Origin of the sequence: Flavobacterium sp. (genome assembly GCF_034111225.1) — a bacterium.
Lineage (GTDB): Bacteria > Bacteroidota > Bacteroidia > Flavobacteriales > Flavobacteriaceae > Flavobacterium.
This window is the reverse complement of sequence record NZ_JAWUXR010000012.1, coordinates 133,668-154,179: the sequence shown is the minus strand read 5'-3', so window position 1 is coordinate 154,179 and position 20,512 is coordinate 133,668. Positions and strand designations below refer to the sequence as shown.

At 30.6% G+C, this 20,512-nt stretch carries 21 protein-coding genes, 1 tRNA gene and 1 pseudogene; 16 read left to right on the top strand and 7 right to left on the bottom strand.

Going from position 1 to position 20,512, the window contains the following annotated elements:
• Window position 1 precedes the first annotated feature (1 nt).
• From coaD to UXY25_RS08955, 6 genes are all read left to right on the top strand, one after another.
• The gene (gene coaD, locus UXY25_RS08980; protein WP_320815669.1) at window positions 2–457 is read left to right on the top strand and encodes a pantetheine-phosphate adenylyltransferase; all 456 of its coding nucleotides are present in this window, start codon (window positions 2–4) and stop codon (window positions 455–457) included.
• A gap of 65 nt (window positions 458–522) precedes the next feature.
• Complete coding sequence (locus UXY25_RS08975) at window positions 523–2,061, top strand: SulP family inorganic anion transporter (protein ID WP_320815668.1); 1,539 nt, start codon at window positions 523–525, stop codon at window positions 2,059–2,061.
• Between the two features lie 21 nt (window positions 2,062–2,082).
• On the top strand, window positions 2,083–2,442 hold the full coding sequence (locus UXY25_RS08970) for a hypothetical protein (protein ID WP_320815667.1): 360 nt from the start codon (window positions 2,083–2,085) through the stop codon (window positions 2,440–2,442).
• Window positions 2,443–2,641: 199 nt separating this feature from the next.
• Window positions 2,642–3,031 carry an inner membrane protein YiaA gene (yiaA, locus tag UXY25_RS08965; protein WP_320815666.1) on the top strand — a complete coding sequence of 130 codons (390 nt, stop codon included), beginning with the start codon at window positions 2,642–2,644 and terminating at the stop codon, window positions 3,029–3,031.
• Between the two features lie 228 nt (window positions 3,032–3,259).
• Window positions 3,260–3,946, top strand: a complete 687-nt coding sequence (locus tag UXY25_RS08960; protein ID WP_320815665.1) for a hypothetical protein — start codon at window positions 3,260–3,262, stop codon at window positions 3,944–3,946.
• Window positions 3,947–3,949: 3 nt separating this feature from the next.
• Complete coding sequence (locus UXY25_RS08955; RefSeq protein ID WP_320815664.1) at window positions 3,950–4,237, top strand: LapA family protein; 288 nt, start codon at window positions 3,950–3,952, stop codon at window positions 4,235–4,237.
• Window positions 4,238–4,303: 66 nt separating this feature from the next.
• On the opposite strand, the pseudogene UXY25_RS08950 reads toward UXY25_RS08955, so the two are convergent.
• Window positions 4,304–4,492, bottom strand: a pseudogene (locus UXY25_RS08950) (ATP-dependent helicase); the annotation flags it as partial.
• A 288-nt stretch (window positions 4,493–4,780) separates the two neighbouring features.
• Between UXY25_RS08950 and UXY25_RS08945 the strand changes: the two are divergent.
• On the top strand, window positions 4,781–5,662 hold the full coding sequence (locus tag UXY25_RS08945; RefSeq protein ID WP_320815662.1) for a choice-of-anchor V domain-containing protein: 882 nt from the start codon (window positions 4,781–4,783) through the stop codon (window positions 5,660–5,662).
• 81 nt (window positions 5,663–5,743) lie between these two features.
• Here the strand turns inward: UXY25_RS08945 and UXY25_RS08940 are convergent, their stop codons facing one another.
• A complete protein-coding gene (locus UXY25_RS08940) occupies window positions 5,744–7,144 on the bottom strand; it encodes a DEAD/DEAH box helicase (RefSeq protein WP_320815661.1) in 1,401 nt (466 codons plus the stop codon).
• A 94-nt stretch (window positions 7,145–7,238) separates the two neighbouring features.
• Between UXY25_RS08940 and UXY25_RS08935 the strand changes: the two genes are divergently transcribed.
• The 3 genes from UXY25_RS08935 to UXY25_RS08925 are packed head-to-tail and all read left to right on the top strand — an operon-like array spanning window position 7,239 to window position 9,516.
• Window positions 7,239–8,948, top strand: coding sequence for a M14 family metallopeptidase (locus UXY25_RS08935; protein WP_320815660.1), 1,710 nt, complete (start codon window positions 7,239–7,241; stop codon window positions 8,946–8,948).
• A 4-nt stretch (window positions 8,949–8,952) separates the two neighbouring features.
• Window positions 8,953–9,198: a hypothetical protein gene (locus UXY25_RS08930; protein ID WP_320815659.1), complete on the top strand. Its 246-nt coding sequence runs from the start codon at window positions 8,953–8,955 to the stop codon at window positions 9,196–9,198.
• Window positions 9,199–9,252: 54 nt separating this feature from the next.
• The gene (locus UXY25_RS08925) at window positions 9,253–9,516 is read left to right on the top strand and encodes a hypothetical protein (RefSeq protein ID WP_320815658.1); all 264 of its coding nucleotides are present in this window, start codon (window positions 9,253–9,255) and stop codon (window positions 9,514–9,516) included.
• Between the two features lie 20 nt (window positions 9,517–9,536).
• Here UXY25_RS08925 and UXY25_RS08920 read toward each other — a convergent pair whose 3' ends face one another.
• Window positions 9,537–10,139, bottom strand: a complete 603-nt coding sequence (locus tag UXY25_RS08920; RefSeq protein ID WP_320815657.1) for an NUDIX hydrolase — start codon at window positions 10,137–10,139, stop codon at window positions 9,537–9,539.
• 7 nt (window positions 10,140–10,146) lie between these two features.
• Between UXY25_RS08920 and pyrE the strand changes: the two genes are divergently transcribed.
• From pyrE to UXY25_RS08905, 3 genes are all read left to right on the top strand, one after another.
• Window positions 10,147–10,794, top strand: a complete 648-nt coding sequence (gene pyrE, locus UXY25_RS08915; protein ID WP_320815656.1) for an orotate phosphoribosyltransferase — start codon at window positions 10,147–10,149, stop codon at window positions 10,792–10,794.
• 16 nt (window positions 10,795–10,810) lie between these two features.
• Window positions 10,811–11,203, top strand: a complete 393-nt coding sequence (locus UXY25_RS08910; protein WP_320815655.1) for an SRPBCC family protein — start codon at window positions 10,811–10,813, stop codon at window positions 11,201–11,203.
• A gap of 123 nt (window positions 11,204–11,326) precedes the next feature.
• Window positions 11,327–12,022: a sulfite exporter TauE/SafE family protein gene (locus tag UXY25_RS08905; RefSeq protein WP_320815654.1), complete on the top strand. Its 696-nt coding sequence runs from the start codon at window positions 11,327–11,329 to the stop codon at window positions 12,020–12,022.
• A gap of 39 nt (window positions 12,023–12,061) precedes the next feature.
• Here the strand turns inward: UXY25_RS08905 and UXY25_RS08900 are convergent.
• From UXY25_RS08900 to UXY25_RS08885, 4 genes are all read right to left on the bottom strand, one after another.
• Window positions 12,062–12,137: transfer RNA gene (locus tag UXY25_RS08900), tRNA-His, on the bottom strand.
• A gap of 62 nt (window positions 12,138–12,199) precedes the next feature.
• Window positions 12,200–12,916 carry a bacillithiol biosynthesis deacetylase BshB1 gene (bshB1, locus tag UXY25_RS08895; protein ID WP_320815653.1) on the bottom strand — a complete coding sequence of 239 codons (717 nt, stop codon included), beginning with the start codon at window positions 12,914–12,916 and terminating at the stop codon, window positions 12,200–12,202.
• Between the two features lie 3 nt (window positions 12,917–12,919).
• Window positions 12,920–13,984: a chorismate-binding protein gene (locus UXY25_RS08890; RefSeq protein ID WP_320815652.1), complete on the bottom strand. Its 1,065-nt coding sequence runs from the start codon at window positions 13,982–13,984 to the stop codon at window positions 12,920–12,922.
• A complete protein-coding gene (locus tag UXY25_RS08885) occupies window positions 13,977–14,405 on the bottom strand; it encodes a PaaI family thioesterase (RefSeq protein WP_320815651.1) in 429 nt (142 codons plus the stop codon). Before UXY25_RS08885 ends, UXY25_RS08890 begins: the two co-directional genes overlap by 8 nt.
• A 114-nt stretch (window positions 14,406–14,519) precedes the next feature.
• On the opposite strand from UXY25_RS08885, the gene UXY25_RS08880 reads away from it, so the two are divergent.
• From UXY25_RS08880 to purL, 3 genes are all read left to right on the top strand, one after another.
• On the top strand, window positions 14,520–16,052 hold the full coding sequence (locus UXY25_RS08880; protein ID WP_320815650.1) for a hypothetical protein: 1,533 nt from the start codon (window positions 14,520–14,522) through the stop codon (window positions 16,050–16,052).
• A gap of 22 nt (window positions 16,053–16,074) precedes the next feature.
• Window positions 16,075–16,716 carry a DUF1579 domain-containing protein gene (locus UXY25_RS08875; RefSeq protein ID WP_320815649.1) on the top strand — a complete coding sequence of 214 codons (642 nt, stop codon included), beginning with the start codon at window positions 16,075–16,077 and terminating at the stop codon, window positions 16,714–16,716.
• 135 nt (window positions 16,717–16,851) lie between these two features.
• Window positions 16,852–20,508, top strand: coding sequence for a phosphoribosylformylglycinamidine synthase (gene purL / locus UXY25_RS08870; protein ID WP_320815648.1), 3,657 nt, complete (start codon window positions 16,852–16,854; stop codon window positions 20,506–20,508).
• Window positions 20,509–20,512: the final 4 nt, after the last annotated feature.

The following is a 20,512-nucleotide window of genomic DNA, read 5'->3' as shown; positions in this document are numbered from 1 at the left end:
TATGAGAAAAGCAGTTTTTCCAGGATCATTTGACCCTATTACAAACGGACATTTTGATATTATCAAAAGAGGTATTTCTTTATTTGATGAAGTTATTGTTGCTATTGGCGTAAATGCTGAAAAAAAATACATGTTTTCGCTTGACGAACGTAAAAAGTTTATTGAAGAATCTTTTAAAGACGAACCAAAAGTTCGTGTAATTACATATACAGGTTTAACTATAGATTTATGCGCTAAAGAAAAAGCAGATTTTATTCTTCGTGGTTTACGTAACCCCGCAGATTTTGAATTTGAAAAAGCAATTGCACATACTAACAGAGAATTATCTAAAATAGAAACTGTCTTTTTACTTACTGCCGCAAGTACTTCTTATATTTCTTCAAGCATTGTTAGAGATGTTTTAAGAAATGGTGGAGACATTACTAAATTGGTTCCTAAAGCAGTAATCAATAAGTAAAGATTTTAGTCCTAAATTTGAAATGCTTACTTTTGCACTTTTAAATTTTAAAAGCCAAAATTATAATGCGTAAAGCACTTAACTTATTTGATTTCTCTCAAAAAGTAGACTACAAAATCGAAATCCTAGCCGGTTTAACCGTTGCTATGACAATGATTCCCGAATCTTTATCCTTTGCAATATTAGCAGGCTTCCCTCCTCTTGTAGGTTTATATGGAGCATTTATAATGGGTTTAGTTACTGCTATACTTGGTGGTAGACCAGGTTTAGTTTCTGGTGGTGCTGGCGCAACTGTTATTGTTTTAATCGCTTTAATGAACTCACACGGTTTAGATTATGTATTTGGCGCCGTTGCACTTGCAGGAGTTATTCAAATTATAGTGGGTTTACTAAAATTAGGGAAATTTATACGATTAGTTCCACAACCTGTAATGTTTGGTTTTGTTAACGGTTTGGCCATCATCATTTTCATGTCGCAATTAGAGCAATTTAAAGCAGTTGTAAACGGCGAAGTAGAATGGCTTACTGGTTCTCCTCTATTCATTATGGCAGGATTAGTAGCTTTAACCATTGCAATTATTTTAATTTTACCAAAAATTACCAAAGCAATACCTGCTTCTTTAGTCGCAATTATAGTAGTTTTTGCTGTGGTGTTGATTTTCAACATAGATACCAAACAAGTAGTAGATATCGCTTCTGTTAGTGGAAGCTTACCTCCTTTTCATATTCCTGAAATTCCTTTTACCTTAGAAACCTTGCAAGTCATTCTTCCTTACGGATTAATTATGGCTGCAGTTGGTTTAACGGAAGGTTTATTAACCCTTAATTTAGTGGATGAAATTACCGGAACAAAAGGAAACAGTAACCGTGAATGTTTAGCACAAGGAACAGCAAATATTGCCAACGGATTCTTTTTTGGAATGGGTGGTTGTCCTATGATTGCACAAACATTAGTTAACTTATCGTCTGGTTCTAGAGCAAGATTATCGGGTATTGTTGCCGCATTAACCATTTTAGCCATTATTTTATTTGGAGCACCTGTAATTGAATTATTACCTATGGCTGCGTTAACAGGCGTAATGATTATGGTTGCAATAGGAACTTTTGAATGGGCAAGTTTTAGAGCATTTACTAAAATGCCAAAACACGATATTTTTGTAATGCTTGTGGTTACATTAATTACAGTTTTATTACATAATTTAGCATTAGCAGTATTAATTGGTGTTATTATTTCGGCCTTAGTTTTTGCTTGGGAAAGTGCAAAAAGAATTAGAGCAAGAAAATATGTAGATGAAAATGGCGTAAAGCATTACGAATTATTCGGACCATTATTTTTTGGGTCTACTACTGCTTTTTCTGAAAAATTTGATGTAGAAAACGACCCAAGTGAAATTATAATTGATTTTCGAGAAAGTAAAATTACCGACATGAGTGCTATTGACGCTGTAAATAAAATTACAGAACGCTATGCTGCAATTGGTAAAAAAGTACATTTAAAACACTTGAGTAGCGATTGTATTGATTTACTTAAAAACGCAGAAGCCATAATTGATGTAAACATTATGGAAGACCCAACCTATAAAGTTGCAGTGGACAGTAAATAGTTTTTTTTATGTTAAAGAATTATGAAACAAAAAATATTATTATCATTCTTTTGCTTACTAATGATTTCATGTGGAATTGAAGAAAAAAAGTTCAATAAATTGAAGTGGAATGATAGAGAAGACGGATTTTATTTAAACAGAGAAAGTATGATAAATGATGTTATAGAAAATCATTTACAAAAAAAAATGACTTATCAAGAAATAACAGATTTATTAGGAGAACCAGCAAAATATGAAGATTTGGAACCTAACACAATTCTTTATGAAATCATGGTTGATTATGGTTGGAATATTGATCCAATGGAAGGAAAGAATTTATATATTGAGTTAAGTAAAGATTCTACTTTAGTTAATTATAAATTGGAACACTGGAAACATTAAATCAAACATATAACATTCCTTTGTAGTAATTTTAGTAGTGGCTTTTATTTCAAATTTTCTTATAAAATTCAATTATAAAAACGATAAACAATTCTAAGTTCTCACAAAATAAATTCTTAATAAAATCATAAGATTTTTACTAACAATTTGGCTCTTATATTTAAATTAATATATTTATGATTAATAAATACTTAAATCTATGAATCAGAAACCATCAAATGCATTTATTGCAGCGTCTTGGATTGCTCTTGGAGCTGGAATGGTTGGCTTTTTAGTGGGACTATTTAGAGCCGAAATGTTACTTAACGAAAAAGGATATTATTTTACTATCCTTATGTTTGGACTATTTGCAGTGGTATCATTGCAAAAAAGTGTTAGAGACAGATTAGAAAACATTCCTGTTACCGATTTGTATTATGGAATTTGTTGGTTTGCAACGATTCTAGCTATTTCGTTATTAATTATTGGTTTGTGGAATGCATCAATGCTTCCAAGTGAGAAAGGGTTTTATGCTTTTTCTTTTCTATTGGCCATTTTTGGTGCCATTACGGTACAAAAGAATACAAGAGACAGTCAAATTCAGAATTAAAATTAAAAAACAATTAATTTATTATAAACAAAAACCTTCTTAAATTAGAAGGTTTTTTTGTATCTAAAATAAGTACGTGTGTAAAATTGTCTTTGCGATAATAATTCTTCAAAAGGTTTTCAATTTAAAGCACTAAATAGGTTTTTCATGTATAATAGCTTAACTTTATGTAATTCGCTAAAACAAATAAATTTGCAGTTAAAACACAAATCGTAAAAAACGTAAGGAATGAAAACAATTCAAACAGCTATTTTTTTGGCAATATATATGTTAACAGTACAGGTTAATGCCCAATCATCAATACAACCATTTGACACAACAATTGATTACGACAAAGTTCAACGACCATGCATACAAGTAAACCTTGACCCAGAACCAAAAACACTTAAGAACGCTTGGAAAGATTATCTTAAAGATAATTATGACTTTAAATTAAAGGGGATTGGTTTTTTTAGTAACAAAGACCTTCTTTCAGCAGAAGAAATTACTGTAAATCAAATTTCTTCAAACGAAATAAATTTTTACACTCATATTGTAGAAGATGAAAATGGTTCTGAAATGAAAGTATTTGTTCGAAACGGTAATGGTATTTATATAACTAAAGAAAAACTTCCTAATGAATACGCCGCTGTTAGTGAAATATTAAATAGTTTTATAAAGTATTATTTACCCAAATATTATGGTGAAAAAATAAATGATACTGAAGAACGCATCAATAAACTAACTGAAGAAAAGGATGATTTAAAAAACAATATTGATGAAAAATCTTCTGATATAGAAAAGTTAAAGAAAGAAATTAAAAACAATGAAGAAGAGTTAAAATCTAAAAAGAAAGAATTAGAAATAACAGAAATAAAATTAAAAAAAAGAAAAGAAAAATTAGAAAGAATAAGAACTCAATTAAGAAAATTATAAAAAATGAGACAAACAACTAATTTAATATTAACAATTATAACTCTTATATTGATTGTTGTATTCACACTTCAAAATACTAATGAAGTTAACATTACCTTATTATTTTGGGAGATTAAAACATCATTAGCATTATTGATTTTTTCTATATTCTCTTTAGGTGTTATAATTGCAATTTTTATTTTCACACCAATAATTATTGCTCTTAAATCTAAATTAAAAAAAGACGAAAAAATCATTTCTGAATTACAAGAAACTAATGAGACATATTCTAACAAACAATTAGAAAAATGATAAATAACTAGCTGCAAAACCTTATGTAGTAAAAAGGCTCTGCTATGCAGAGCCTTTTTTGTTAAACTATCTTCTATTCGTTTCTTTACGAGAAGCAAACTTTGGATGTGTTTCCTCGTCTTCTTCTTCCTCTTTTTTCATTACTTTTCGAGCAACTTCAATTTTATATTTTTTCCCTTTTATTTTCTCGTCGCGTATATTTTTCAGTAAGTCTTTTACTTTACTGTATTTTACCGCTGCAAACGAGATAAAATCAAACGAAGATGTTTTTAAAAGCAAAATGCATTATTTTTAGGTAGAGTTACTTGGGATAAAACTGTGAATTAGTTTAGCGAGTTTTTGACCCCGAATTGACGAATGCTTTGCTAAACAAAATAATTAAAGAAGAAAATTGTCCTTTTAAATTTGACAACAGAATAAAGAATGGAAACTTGTAGAATAGCATTTGAAAAGCATAACAGAAAAACAAATTCCTAATGCTATTTTATAATTTAATTAATTATGATTATATTTACTTGAATCGGATAATTAAAAATAAATTTTATGAAAAAAAAACTACTTTCTGTCGCATTGCTTTCAATTTTATTTTTACTAATTCAGAGTTTTAAAAATGCTGAAAAAGCATCAGATTATTATGCACCAAAAGATTATCATTCTAACATAAAATATAGGTCAGGTGGTCCTGCAGCAAATGGTCTTGGAGATCGAACTGGCAGCCCTGTTTCGAGTTCGACCTGCACAGCTTGTCATAGTGGAGGTTCTTATTCTCCTTCAATCTCCTTAAATATTACAGATAACGGAGGAAATGCAGTAACAGATTATACACCAGGACAAGAATATAATTTATCTTTTCAAATTACAAGTGCTAATGGAACTCCAGCTGGATATGGCATGCAAGCAACTGCTTTACTTACAAACAACGCAGCTGCAGGTACTTTTACAACACCTTCATTAAACGCACAAATTATTCCTGTAAGTAGTAGAAGTTATTTTGAACACAATGCAAGAAGCGTAACTCCAAATTTTACATCAAAATGGACTGCTCCTTCAGTTGGTACAGGTGCTGTTACTTTTTATTTTGTAGGAAATGCAGTAAATGGAAATGGTGGAACAAGTGGAGATCAACCTACTCCTGCAACTACACTTACGCTAAATGAAACTCTAAGCACAAGCGATTTTGTTTTTCAAAAAAATATTAAATTAGAGCAAAACCCAATAAAAGAGGCTTTGAAAATTAATTTTACGGAAAACTATGAAACTATAGCATTAGAAATTTTTGATATTTCTGGAAAATCTATTTTTAATAAAACTTACTCAAATGTTTCTAATATTGAGGAAGATTTAAATATCCAATCAGGTATTTATTTTATAAAACTTAAAAACGAAAACAACTTAAACGCTTCACTAAAACTAATTAAAGAATAATTTTAAATTTCAAAAAAAATAGTTTAACATAAAAAAACCTCCAATATTCGGAGGTTTTTTTATGTTTGAAAAATCACTTTATTATCTTCTATTCGTTTCTTTACGAGAAGTAAACTTTGGATGTGTTTCCTCGTCTTCTTCTTCCTCTTTTTTCATTACTTTTCGAGCAACTTCAATTTTATATTTTTTCCCTTTCATTTTCTCGTCGCGTATATTTTTCAGTAAGTCTTTTACTTTACTGTATTTTACCGCTGCAAACGAAATAAAATCTTTCACTTCAATTAAACCAATATCGCCTTTTTCTAATTTCCCTTTTTGAGAAAAGAAACCAACAATATCAATTTTATTGATTTTATTCTTTTTTCCACCACTTATATAGAGTGTTTGAAATTCTGGTGCTTTTGGTAATGATTTCGCATTAGAAACATCTAAACGACGTAATCCATAATCAAAATAGTCCATTTTCTTTTCTGTCTCATGTGTTAAAACATAAGCTGTTCCAGAAGATTGCATACGAGCAGTTCTACCGTTTCTATGTGTAAATTCGTCTTCTTTAGAAGGTAAATGGTAATGGATAACGTGTTTCATTTCTGGAATATCTAATCCACGAGCAGCTAAATCTGTCGTAATTAAATAGTTTACACTTCCGTTACGAAACTGAATTAAAGCACGTTCACGCTCATCTTGGTCCATTCCACCGTGATAAAATGTTGAGATGATACCTTTCGATAATAACATATCGCTAATGCGCTCTACCGCTGTTCTATGGTTACAAAATATAATTGCAGCTTCTGAATTTAAAGAGCAAATAATTTGAAACAAAGTATCTATTTTATCTTTAGATTTTGAAACAACAATTTTAACGTCTAAGTTGGTATTGCTTACTTTTTCTTCAATAAAATCTAAAACTACTGGGTTTACAACACGTGTATATTTTGGAATTTCAACACCCGAAGTTGCCGAAACTAAAACTCTTTTATTCAGTTTTCCAAGCTTACCAATGATGTAAGACATCTCTTCATGGTAACCTAACTGTAAAGACTTATCAAATTCATCCAAAATTAATGTTTTTACATTATCTGTTTCAAAACTTTTACGGTCTAAATGGTCTGCAATTCTTCCTGGAGTTCCAATTAGTAATGCCGGAGGATTACTTAAATTGTTAATTTCTGTATCAATAGAGTGACCTCCATAGCACATATTAACCTTATAATTGGTTCCCATTTTCTTCCATACTTGTTCAATTTGCAAACCTAATTCACGCGATGGAACTAAAATTAAACATTGAACACCTTTGATCTCTTCTTCAAAAGTTTGAAAAATAGGCAATAAAAAAGCCAATGTTTTCCCAGAACCTGTTGGTGAAAGTAGTAATACATTATTTTCATTTAAAATAGCCATTTCAGCTACTTCTTGCATTTCATTTAACCTTTCGATACCTAGATTCAAAAGTAAATTAGTGGAATGTGGATTCTTATTCATTTTGCAAAGATAGTCTTTGATTTAATTATAAAATAATTTTATACGAATATGAAATAAATAAAATGCTTATTTTTGGTTTTATAATAAATACCTTATGAAAATCATCAAATACTTTGTTTTATTAATTTCTTATGTTGCTTTTTCTCAAGACATAAAAACACCATTTGAAAAAGGAAACGGCAATCAATCTACAACTTATGAGGAATGTATTGCGTATTATAAAAATTTAAACACCCAATTTGAATCGGTTTCTATTAAAGAAATGGGGTTAACGGATAGTGGCGAACCTTTACATATTGTTACTTTTTCAGAAAACAAAAATTTTGACTACAAACAGAACAAAGCAGTAATTTTAGTCAATAACGGGATTCATCCAGGTGAACCAGACGGAATTGATGCAAGTATGATGCTTTTGCGTGATTTAGCAACTTCTAAAATTAAAGTGCCAAAAAACACCATTATAGTCGTAATTCCCATTTATAATATAGGCGGAAGTTTGAATAGAAATTCACATTCAAGAGCCAATCAAAACGGACCTGAAGCGTACGGATTTAGAGGAAATGCACGAAATTTTGATTTAAACAGAGATTTCATAAAGTCCGATTCTAAAAATTCGAGAAGTTTTCAAGAAATATATCATTTAGTAAATCCAGACATGTTTGTAGATAATCATGTTTCTAACGGAGCCGATTATCAGTATACTTTTACGTGTATTGCAACACAACACCAACGATTAGGTGGGAATTTAGGAACATTTTATAAAGAAGAAATGCATCCTGCAATAATGCAAGATTTGAAAAAGAAAAAAATTGAAAGCGTTCCTTATGTAAATATCCATGGCGATAAACCAGATGATGGTTTTGCTCAATTTATGGATTCGCCTCGTTATGCTACGGGTTACACTACTTTATTCAATTCTTTGGGTTCGGTTCCTGAAACGCACATGCTAAAACCTTATAAAGATAGAGTTCATGTAACCTATGAATATATGGTAAGTACTATAAACTATGTAGACGCTAATTATTTAAAAATTAAAGCTTTAAAACTAAAAAATTTAGAAAATTACAAAGTCGGAATGAATTATCCTTTACAATGGGAAATTGACTCTTCTAAAGTATCATACATTGATTTTAAAGGATTCAAAGGAGATTACAAACCAAGTGCTGTTTCAGGAAAAGATCGTTTGTATTACGACAGAAAACAGCCTTTTACTAAAAAAATCCCGTTTTACAACGATTACAAAGCAACAAAAGAAGTTACAATTCCTAGTTTTTATGTAGTTCCAAAATCACAATGGCCAATTATTGATTTATTAAAATTGAATGCAATTGAAATGCAACCTTTAGCTAACGATACTGAAATTGAGGTGGAAAGTTATAAAATAGCTTCTTATGAAACTTCAAAATCGCCATACGAAGGACATTACGGACATTATAACACTGTTGTGATAAAAACTATAGAAAAAGTAAAATTCAGAAAAGGCGATTTAATGATTAACACACAACAATTAGGTGTGAAATATTTAATGGAAACATTAGAGCCAGAAGCTGTAGATAGTTACTTCAATTGGAATTTCTTTGATCCTATTTTGCAACAAAAAGAATATTTTTCTGCCTATGTTTTTGAAGATTTGGCTAAAGAAATTTTGGATAAAGACCCAAAACTAAAAGCTGAATTTGAATCAAAAAAACAAGAAGACAAAGCTTTTGCAGAAAATGGTGCTTGGCAATTAGACTGGGTTTATAAACATTCGCCTTATTATGAAAAAGCACATTTACAATATCCTGTTTATAGAATGAAGTAAAAAAATGGTAGAAAAATTTAATTTTAGAAGTGAAGAACTAACTTTCACTAGTTTTGAAAACAAATTAACAATAAAGAAAGCTTCAAATAACAGCTTAATATCCGTCATAATGTTTGGAGTGTTTAGTCTATCAACTATAGATTCAATCTACTTATTAATTGAAGGAAAAAACAATATTGCGTGTTTTATTATGTTAGTCGTTGGTGTTTGCTGCTTTAGAAGGTTTTTATGGGAATTAAAAGGTTTTTAAATTATTGAAATTGATAAAAATTATCTTCATATCAAAAAGAAAGGAAGTTTTTTAATGTTTAATAAAAAATATGAATTAGTTAAGATTAAAAATATAAATTACAAACATGAAGCTTATAAAAATTTTTCTAATATAGGTTTAAATTTAAGTGAATTGATTTCACTTTATATTAATATTATTGGATTTGGAAGCGGAGATATTTTATTTAAATATGGTTATCAAACTATTAGCTTTTTTCATGGACTTAATATTATTGAAAAGGGAAAAGTAGTAAATGAAATTAATTTGAAGCTATCTCTCAAAAACAAAAAAGCTTGAAATAAATTTCAAGCTTTTTTTTATTTCAAAACTTTAAAATCTTCAAACAACAATTTAATATTTTCATAAGAATTTTCTAAAACTTTATGAACATCATTTGGATGTATCCATTCCACTTTTTCTATTCCTTCTTCTACTTGTCCTTCAGGAATCCCATCAAATGTAGATTGCATTTCATACCAATACGTTTGTTTTAATTTATAACGTCCATTGCGTTTAAAAACATGATAAGTTTTTTGCAATTTATTAGAAATAGACAATCCTGAAACTCCAGTTTCTTCTTCAACCTCACGCATGGCAGTTTCTTCCATGGTTTCTTTTTTTTCTGTTCCACCTTTAGGTAAGTCCCATTTCCCATTTCTAAAAATGAAAAGAATCTCTCCTTTAGTGTTATACACTAATCCTCCACCAGCTTTTACTACTGGAATTTTAGCCTTCAAAGTCTTCATAATTAGTTTTTCATCAGGGTGATATAAAAAAACATTCTGAATTTTATTCTGATACATTTTTACAATCAACTTCTTAATATCGATGCTTTCTAACAAGAAAATTTGAAAATTAGTCTCCTTTTGAACTTCATTTGTCAAAAAAAGTGCCCTATCGTTTACAAAAACTTTATACATTTGCAATATGGTTTTTAACAACAACACAGCAGAACAAACAGCCGAATTGCTTTTACAAATAAACGCAATTAAATTAAATCCAAGAAATCCTTTTACTTGGGCTTCGGGCTGGAAATCACCAATTTATTGTGACAATCGTATAATTCTCTCATTTCCAGAGGTTAGAAATTACATTAGAGAAGAATTTTCTAAACATATTGAAGAAAAATTTGGTACACCAGATGTTATTGCGGGTGTTGCAACCGGTGCAATTGGCATTGGTATATTAGTTGCTGAAGCAATGGGACTACCATTTGTATACGTTCGTCCGGAGGCAAAAAAACACGGAAGACAAAATCAAGTGGAAGGTTTTTTACAAAAAGGGCAATCGGTTGTAGTAGTTGAAGATTTAATTAGTACTGGCGGAAGTAGTCTTCAGGCAGTTGAAGCTTTAAGAAATGAAGGTGCAATTGTAAAAGGAATGGCAGCTATTTTTACTTATGGTTTTGATGTATCAGTAGAAAAAATAAAAGAAGCAAACATAGATGTATACACTTTAAGTAACTATGACAACTTACTAAAACAAGCAGTATATAAAAAATACATCAATGATGCTGAGTTTGACGCTTTAAAAGAATGGCGTTTGAGTCCGTCAACTTGGAATGTAGAAGTATAATAGAAAAAATAAGATTATGAATTTAGAGAGTCCAAAAGTAACTGTAGAAAAATCAGCAGAATATTTATTTAATGCTTTAACTGATGTGAAAAGCTTTGAAAAATTAATGCCTGAGAATATTGCTAAGTTTGAAGTAATTGATGAAAATTGTTTCGAATTTGGCTTAAAAGGTATGCCTGAAATTAAATTGGTAAAGAAAGAAGCAATACCTCATTCAAAAATTGTTTTAGGAGCTGCTTCAAGTAAATTACCATTTACATTAACGGCAAATTTAACTTCTTTAGATACTGAAAAAACTGAAGTTCAATTAGATTTTGATGGAGAGTTTAACCCAATGATGGCAATGATGATTAAAGGACCAATTGGTAAATTCATTGAAACTTTAGCAAACAATATGAATAAATTATAAAATCAGAATTATTGATTTTTTATCAACTAACTCCTATTCGTAAATAGGAGTTTTTTTTATTCCTATATTTGAAAAAAGTAAAAAATGTTTCAAAAGGTTAGTTTATTTTTTTTGTTATTAGCTATGATAGCAGAAATTGCTGGAACTATAGGTGGTTTTGGTTCTTCTGTCTTTTTTGTTCCTATTGCAAGTTTTTTCTTTGATTTCCAATCCGTTTTAGGATTAACTGCCATATTTCATTTATCGAGTAATATTAGTAAAATAGCATTATTTAGAAAAGGTTTAGATAAAAAATTACTTTTAAACATTGGAGTACCATCGGTTCTGTTTGTAATTATTGGTGGGTTATTATCAAATTACTTAAAAACCTACATTTTAGAAATTTTATTGGGTATTTTTCTAACTTTATTTAGCTTACTATTTTTAATTAAGAAAAATTTAATTGTTAAACCCGAACTTAAAGAATCTATTATTGGCGGTTCTCTTTCTGGGTTTACAGCAGGTTTATTAGGGACTGGAGGTGCTATTAGAGGAATTACTATGGCAGCTTTTAATCTAGAAAAAAGTGTTTTTATAGCTACTTCAGCTGCAATTGACTTTTCAATAGACTTTACAAGAACAATTGTTTATTTTAAAAACGGATACATACATCAACACGATTTAATTTATGTTCCTTTCTTGTTTGTCATTGGTTTAGTAGGAACTTATATTGGTAAATATATTTTAAAATTTATTCCTCAAGAAAGATTTAAGCAAACGTCTTTAATCTTAATTCTTTTTATAGGTGTTGTAATGTTGATACAAAACATTTTAAAATAAAAAAAGCACTGAATAAATTCAGTGCTTTTACGTTAATTAGGGTGAAAGACGGGGCTCGAACCCGCGACCCTCGGTACCACAAACCGATGCTCTAACCAACTGAGCTACAATCACCATTTGTTTAACGGGTGCAAATATATGGCAAAAGTTTTATTTTGCAAATAAAAAATTGATAAATTATTTCAAATTTTCTAAACTACTGACAGCCAAATATCTCTCTGTTGTAAAACCTTCAGCGAAGTCAACTCCTACAATCCTACCAAGGTCTTGAGCACGATAAGTAATCGAATCTAAAAAGTTTTTTGAGGTAATTGGCGTTATAGGTTCATTCGAATTAGAATCGTAAAACTGAGAACTATATGCTAAAACTGAATTGATTTTTTTATCCATAAAACCGGTAACATCAACTACAAAATTAGGCTCAATATTTTTCCATTGAATATAATGATATACTTGTTTTGGTCGCCAAGCTTCTTGTTTTATACCGTCAACTTCTGTTTCAACTTTAGTTAAACCAGATAAAAAACAAGCATCACTAACCAATTTACTCCCTTTTCCATGATCAATATGGCGGTCGTCAATAGCATTACATAAAACTATTTCTGGCTTATATTTTCTAATCATTTTAATAATTTCAAGTTGGTGTTTTTCATCATTAATAAAAAAACCATCTCTAAATTGTAAATTTTCACGAATAGAGACACCTAATATTTTAGCTGCTTTTTTAGCTTCAGCATCTCTAATTTCAGGAGTTCCTCTAGTACCAAGTTCCCCTCTGGTTAAATCAATGATACCAACCTTTTTTCCTAAAGAAATTTCTTTTGCGATTGTTCCGGCTGCACCTAATTCAACATCGTCTGGATGTGCACCAAAAGCTAAAATATCTAATTTCATGAATTACTTATTTAAAATATTTTTCATCGTTACCGATTTGTTTTTTGTCTCTATATATTCTTTCTCAGGATTACTATCTTTAGTAATTCCGCATCCAATATAAATTTCAGCGGTAGTATCTTTTAATTCCATACATCTCAAATTTACAAATAAATCAGATAGTAATGATTGATTTGATTCAAAACAAAAATTCAATTCACCTAAAAAACCTGCATAGTACTTTCGATTATATTGCTCATTCTTTAGAATAAAATCTTTAGCTGGTTCTTTTGGAAATCCACATACCGCAGGTGTAGGATGCATTGTTTTTATTATTGCTTCTAAATCATTTACTGAAGCAATAGTTCCTTCAATATCGGTTTTAATATGTTGGATATTCCCTGCTGTAATTGTATAAGGTTTTGAAGCATCGACAGAACTAACATATTGTATAATATTTGAAACAATAAAATCAGTTACGTATTGTTGCTCTTTTATTTCTTTTTCTCCCCACACATCATTATCATTAATCAATCGGGTTCCGGCAAGGGATACTGTTTTTAACTTATTATTTTTAATTTTAAGAAATTGTTCTGGAGTTGCTCCCATCCACATTCCTACTTTTGGATGAAAAAAGCAATATTTAAAAGCAGACTTATATAAAGAAAGCATTCTTTTAAATCCTATTTCTATATCAAATGAATCAATTGACACCGTTTCTTTTCGAGAAACCACAATTTTTTCGGTTAAATTTAAGTTGATATTTTGAATCGCTTTTTCAACTAATTCTTCAAACTGCTGGTTTTGATTAGCATCATCAATGAGAGTGTTATTTATAAATGGTAAATCATCAACTTCATAATTATTTTTTGCAACAATTATTTCTGAAAACTCTTTTGGAATAAAACAAGTAGAACCTTGGTCAAATGGAGCAAATACAAAACCTTTTGCTTCAAAATTATCTAAACCATACAACTGATTATCCTTTTGAAACAACCCAATTGTTTGGTCTGAATTTGGTTTTGAATAAATTACAAAAGGTAAATTTTGTTCTTTATAATGTTTTACTTTTTCAAATAAATTAGTCATTTACTTTCCTTTTTGGTAAAACCATATTCGTTAACTTACATAAAGATATTAATTGGTCTTGCTCATCAACAACTCTAATTTCCCATAAGTGTAAACTTCTGCCTTTGTGAATAATTTTAGCAGTTGCAAAAACAGTTCCAGCTCTTTTACTTTTTAAATGATTTGCACTAATTTCAATTCCTCTTACTTCAAATTTTTCTGGATCTAAAAAAAGCATCGTTGCTGAACTACCTACGCTTTCTGCTAAAGCAACTGTAGCGCCTCCATGCAATAATCCCATAGGCTGATGAACACTTGAATTAACAGGCATTTTAGCTGTTAAAAAATCTTCTCCTACATCAATAAATTCAATCGATAAAGTCTCCATTAGCGTATTTTTACACCAATCGTTAAAAAATTTTAAAGTTTTAGTTTTATCCATTTGTACAATTTTAAGCAAAAATACAAATTTCAAAACGTTTTTAACCTATACTAAAAACACTTATCTTAGCGTTTATATTTCAAATAATAGTAGATTTACGAAAACATTTTTTAGATGAAAAAATACCTTTTATTATGCTCATTCGTTGTATTAACAATATGTTCTTGCCGTTCAGATTTTGATTTTGAACCAAGTACAGGTAATTTAAGTTTTTCTAAAGACACTGTTTATTTAGACACCGTATTTACAAATATTGGATCTTCAACTTACACCTTAAAAGTGTATAATAGAAGTAATAAAAACATTTCAATTCCAAATATTCAATTGGGTGAAGGAAATAATTCTAAATACCGATTAATGGTAGATGGAATGCCTGGTAGGGTATTTAATAATGTTGAATTACTAGCCAAAGATAGTATGTTCATTTTTATTGAAACAACAATCGATTATAATGATTATTCTAATTCTGAAACATCATTTTTATATACAGATCATATTGAGTTTGGTACTAATGGTGATTTTCAAAAAGTTGAATTAGTAACTTTAGTTCAAGATGCTATTTTTTTATATCCTAAAAAATTTAGTGATGGAACTACTGAAACACTACCAATTGGTTCTGATGAGATTTATGGCTTTTATTTAGACCCTGCAGACCCAATGAATGGTGACGAATTACATTGGACAAATATAAAACCTTATGTAATTTATGGTTATGCTGCTGTTCCGCCTGCGAGCACGCTTATTGTTGACGCTGGAGTTAGAGCGCATTTTCATGCAGAATCTGGAATAATCGTTGCAAATACTGCTTCTTTACAAGTAAACGGAAGTACTTCTTTAACTGAAGACTTAGAAAATGAAGTTATTTTTGAAAGCGATCGATTAGAGCCACTTTATACTGATGTTCCCGGACAATGGGGAACAGTTTGGTTTACTCAAGGAAGCACAAACAATTCCATCACAAATTTAACTTTAAAAAATGCAACCGTTGGGATGCTCGTTTCAGGAAATGATGGAACTGCTTCTCCAACGTTAGATTTAACCAACGTACAAATTTACAATTGCAGTAATGTTGGGCTATTAGCACGAACAGGAAATATAGTTGGTAAAAATGTAGTTATTAACAATTGTGGCGAAACTAGTTTGGCCTGTTCATTTGGAGGTTCATATGAATTTACACATTGTACATTTGCAAATTATTGGCCAAAACCCAATCAAACATCTGTTTTAATCGATGATTATGATGGAAGCGCAATTTATGCTTTAACGAAAGCTGATTTTAGAAACTGCATTATTTATGGTTCACCAAATTTTGCAATTAATTTAAAGAAAGAAGGAACTGTATTTAATTATAAATTTGATAACTGTTTAATTAAATTTGCTGATTTTAGTAACCAGTTTACAACACATCCAGAATATCAATTTACAGGAGCAAACTATACAAATTGTATTATTGCAACTAACTCAACAGTAAATAAACCTGATTTTTTTGATACTAGTAAAAACAAATTAATTATTGGCGAAGATTCTGCTGCTAAAGGAATGGCAAATTCAACCTATTCAACTTTTAATGACATTTTAGACAAACCAAGAAATTTAACAACCGGATACGATATGGGAGCTTATAACTTTATCGTCTTTCCAAATTAACATAATCTAAAAACTATACATTATGAAAAAAATCATCTTACCAATACTTATTGCATCATTAAGTATTACTTCTTGTAAAAAGAACGAAGAAAAAGCAGAAACTTCAATTTCAGAAGTTACAACTGAAACTACTGAAACAGCAGAAGTTGTTCTTGATTCAGCAGCAATGGCTAAAGCTTGGGCAGATTATGCAACTCCAACTAAAGCTCATGAAATGCTTGCAAAAGACAATGGAATTTGGGATGCAGACATGACTTTTTGGATGCCAGACAACCCTGAACCACAAATAGCAACTTCAGTAGCAACTTACAAAATGATTTTAGATGGTAAGTATCAAGAAGGTATTTTTAAAGGAAATATGTTTGGAATGGCTTTTGAAGGTCGTGGTATGACAGCTTATGACAATGCTTCTAAAGAATATATTGCAACTTGGGCTGACAATATGGGAACAGGTTTATTAGTTTCTCGTGGTCAATATGACGAAGCAACTAACTCAATTACTTTTACTGGAGCAATGATTGATCCAGCAACAGGTAAAGAAAAAAAAATAAAAGAAATAATTACATATATTGATGTTGATAATCAAAAAATGGAAATGTTCGATATTAATGCTGAAGGGAAAGAATTTAAAACCATGGAAATTCTTTCAAAGAGAAGAAAATAAAAAAAACAAATTAAAACTGTCATTAACAAATGGCAGTTTTTTTTGTTATTAAGTTTAGTTAGTTTTTTTTGAACTTCAGTTTTTTTAGAATAAATTTGCACTTTATAAACAACAACACAAAAACAACTACATACAATGATTCATTTCTTCGGGAACAAAACCAACAAGGTTTTTGCAGTTCAGTCGCAAAACGAATTTTCAACAGAAGACATCAACAAATTAAATTGGCTATTTGGTAGCGCTCATAAAATAGAAAAATCCGTACTTACGGATTTTTTTGTTGGACCACGTGCTGCAATGGTTACTCCTTGGAGTACTAATGCTGTTGAAATTACTCAAAACATGGGAATTTCTGGTATCATTAGAATTGAAGAATTTGAAACTTGTAATGTAGATTTTAAAGATTTCGATCCAATGATTTCTGAAAAATTTACCGCATTAAATCAAACCATGTTTACCATTAACATACAACCAGAAGCAATTTTGGAAATTGATGATATTGCTGCTTATAATAAATCAGAAGGTTTAGCTTTAAACGATGAAGAAGAAGATTATTTAAATAATTTGGCTACTAAGTTAGGTAGAAAATTAACCGATTCTGAAATATTTGCTTTTTCACAGGCTAATTCAGAACATTGCCGTCATAAGATCTTCAACGGAACATTTATAATTGATGGAGAAGAAATGCCAACTTCTTTATTTAAATTAATTAGAAAAACATCCGAAACAAATCCTAACGATATTGTTTCTGCTTATAAAGATAACGTTGCTTTTGTAAAAGGGCCAAGAGTGGAACAATTTGCTCCTAAAAGTGCTGATAAGCCTGATTTTTACGAAAAGAAAGGCTTTGATTCAGTAATTTCAATAAAAGCCGAAACACATAACTTCCCTACAACTGTTGAACCTTTTAATGGTGCTGCAACGGGTGCTGGAGGAGAAATTCGTGACCGTTTAGCAGGTGGACAAGGTTCTTTACCTTTAGCAGGAACTGCTGTTTACATGACTTCGTATTCTCGTTTAGAAAAAAACAAGCCTTGGGAAAACGGTATGGAAGAGCGTAAATGGTTGTACCAAACTCCAATGGATATTTTAATCAAAGCTTCAAACGGAGCTTCAGATTTTGGAAATAAATTTGGGCAACCTTTAATAACGGGTTCTATTCTTACGTTTGAACACGAAGAAGAAGGAAGAAAGTTAGGTTACGATAAAGTAATCATGCAAGCAGGTGGAATTGGTTACGGAAAATTAGATCAAGCGATAAAGAAAAAACCACAAGAAGGAGATAAAATTGTAATTCTTGGTGGAGAAAATTATAGAATTGGAATGGGTGGTGCTGCAGTTTCTTCTGCAGATACGGGTGCTTTTAGTTCAGGAATTGAATTAAATGCTATTCAACGTTCTAATCCAGAAATGCAAAAACGTGCTGCTAATGCTATTCGTGGTTTAGTAGAAAGCGATGTAAATCCTATTGTTTCTATTCACGATCATGGTGCTGGCGGACATTTAAATTGTTTAACGGAACTAGTTGAAGAAACTGGAGGTTTAATCGATTTAGATAAATTACCTGTTGGTGACCCTACTCTTTCTGCTAAAGAAATAATAGGTAATGAATCGCAAGAAAGAATGGGATTAGTAATTGGTAAAAAAGACATTGACACATTACAACGAATTGCAGATAGAGAACGTTCTCCGATGTATCAAGTTGGTGATGTGACTAATGATCATCGTTTTGCTTTTGAATCAAAAACTACTGGAGCTAAACCAATGGATTATGCTTTAGAAGATTTTTTCGGAAGTTCTCCAAAAACGATAATGAATGATATTACTGTTGATAGAAAATATACTGACATTGAATACAATATAAAAAATATTTCAACTTATTTAGAACAAGTTCTACAGTTAGAAGCAGTAGCTTGTAAAGATTGGTTGACGAATAAAGTAGATAGATGTGTTGGTGGTAAAGTTGCCAAACAACAATGTGCTGGTCCATTACAATTGCCATTAAATAATGTTGGTGTTATGGCACTAGATTTTAATGGTAAAGAAGGAGTTGCAACTTCAATTGGCCACTCTCCTATTGCTGCTTTGGTTGATCCTGTTGCGGGAAGTAGAACTGCTATTGCAGAAGCTTTATCTAATATTATTTGGGCACCAATTAAAGATGATTTAAATGGCATTTCACTTTCAGCAAACTGGATGTGGGCTTGTAAAAATGAAGGAGAAGATGCTCGTTTATACCAAGCTGTTAAAGGTTGTTCAGATTTTGCTTTAGAATTAGGAATCAATATTCCAACCGGAAAAGATTCGCTTTCTATGAAGCAAAAATATCCAAATGATGAAGTAATTGCTCCTGGAACAGTTATTATTTCCGCTGCTGGAAACTGTACAAACATTACTAAGGTTGTGGAACCTGTTCTACAAAAAGACGGTGGCTCAATTTACTATATCAATTTATCGCAAGATGAATTTAAATTAGGCGGTTCTTCATTTGCACAAACATTGAATAAAATTGGTAATGATGTACCAACCATAAAAGACGCTGCATTCTTTAAAAATGCGTTCAATACTATTCAAGAATTAATAAAAGACCGTCAAATTGTTGCAGGTCACGATATAGGAAGTGGTGGATTAATAACTACTTTATTAGAAATGTGTTTTGCAGATGTTAATTTAGGAGCTAAAATTGATTTTTCTGTATTTGAAGAAAAAGACATCATTAAATATCTATTCGCAGAAAATATTGGAATTGTTTTTCAAGCAAAAGAAGATACTGTTTTAGAAAATAAATTAAAAGAAAATAACGTTTCTTTTTACAAATTAGGAACGGTTACTACAGATGAAAGACTAGAATTTGGTTCTTGCGGATTAGACATTCCTAAATACAGAGATATTTGGTTTAGAACTTCTTATTTATTAGATTCTAAACAATCTAAAAACGGAACTGCAAAAGAACGTTTTGACAATTATAAAAATCAAGCTTTAAATTATACTTTCCCAACTCATTTTACAGGAAAAGCTCCTGTTATTGATGCTTCTCAACCAAGACCAAAAGCAGCCATTATTCGTGAAAAAGGAAGTAATTCTGAAAGAGAAATGGCAAATGCTATGTATTTAGCAGGTTTTGATGTTAAAGACGTACACATGACTGACTTGATTTCAGGACGCGAAACGTTAGAAGACATTCAGTTTATTGGAGCAGTTGGTGGATTCTCAAATTCAGATGTATTAGGTTCGGCTAAAGGTTGGGCTGGTGCATTTTTATATAATGAAAAAGCAAATACAGCTTTAAAGAAGTTCTTTAAAAGAGAAGACACGCTTTCAGTAGGTATTTGTAATGGTTGCCAACTTTGGATGGAATTAGAACTAATTAATCCAGAGCATGAAGTTCACGGTAAAATGTTACATAATAATTCTCATAAGCACGAAAGTATCTTTACTTCGGTAACTGTACAAAAAAACAATTCGGTAATGCTTTCTTCTTTAGAAGGAACTACTCTAGGAGTTTGGGTTTCTCATGGTGAAGGTAAATTTAATTTACCTTACAGTGAAGAAAAATATAATATTGTTGGTAAATATGGCTACAATGCTTATCCAGCGAACCCGAATGGTTCTGACTTCAACACTGCTATGATGTGTGATAGAACTGGAAGACATTTAGTAATGATGCCGCATATTGAGCGCTCTACTTTCCCTTGGAACTGGGCACATTATCCAGACAGAGGGCAAAAAGACGAAGTTTCACCATGGCACGAAGCTTTTGTAAATGCTAAAAAGTGGATTGACAAGCAATAATCAT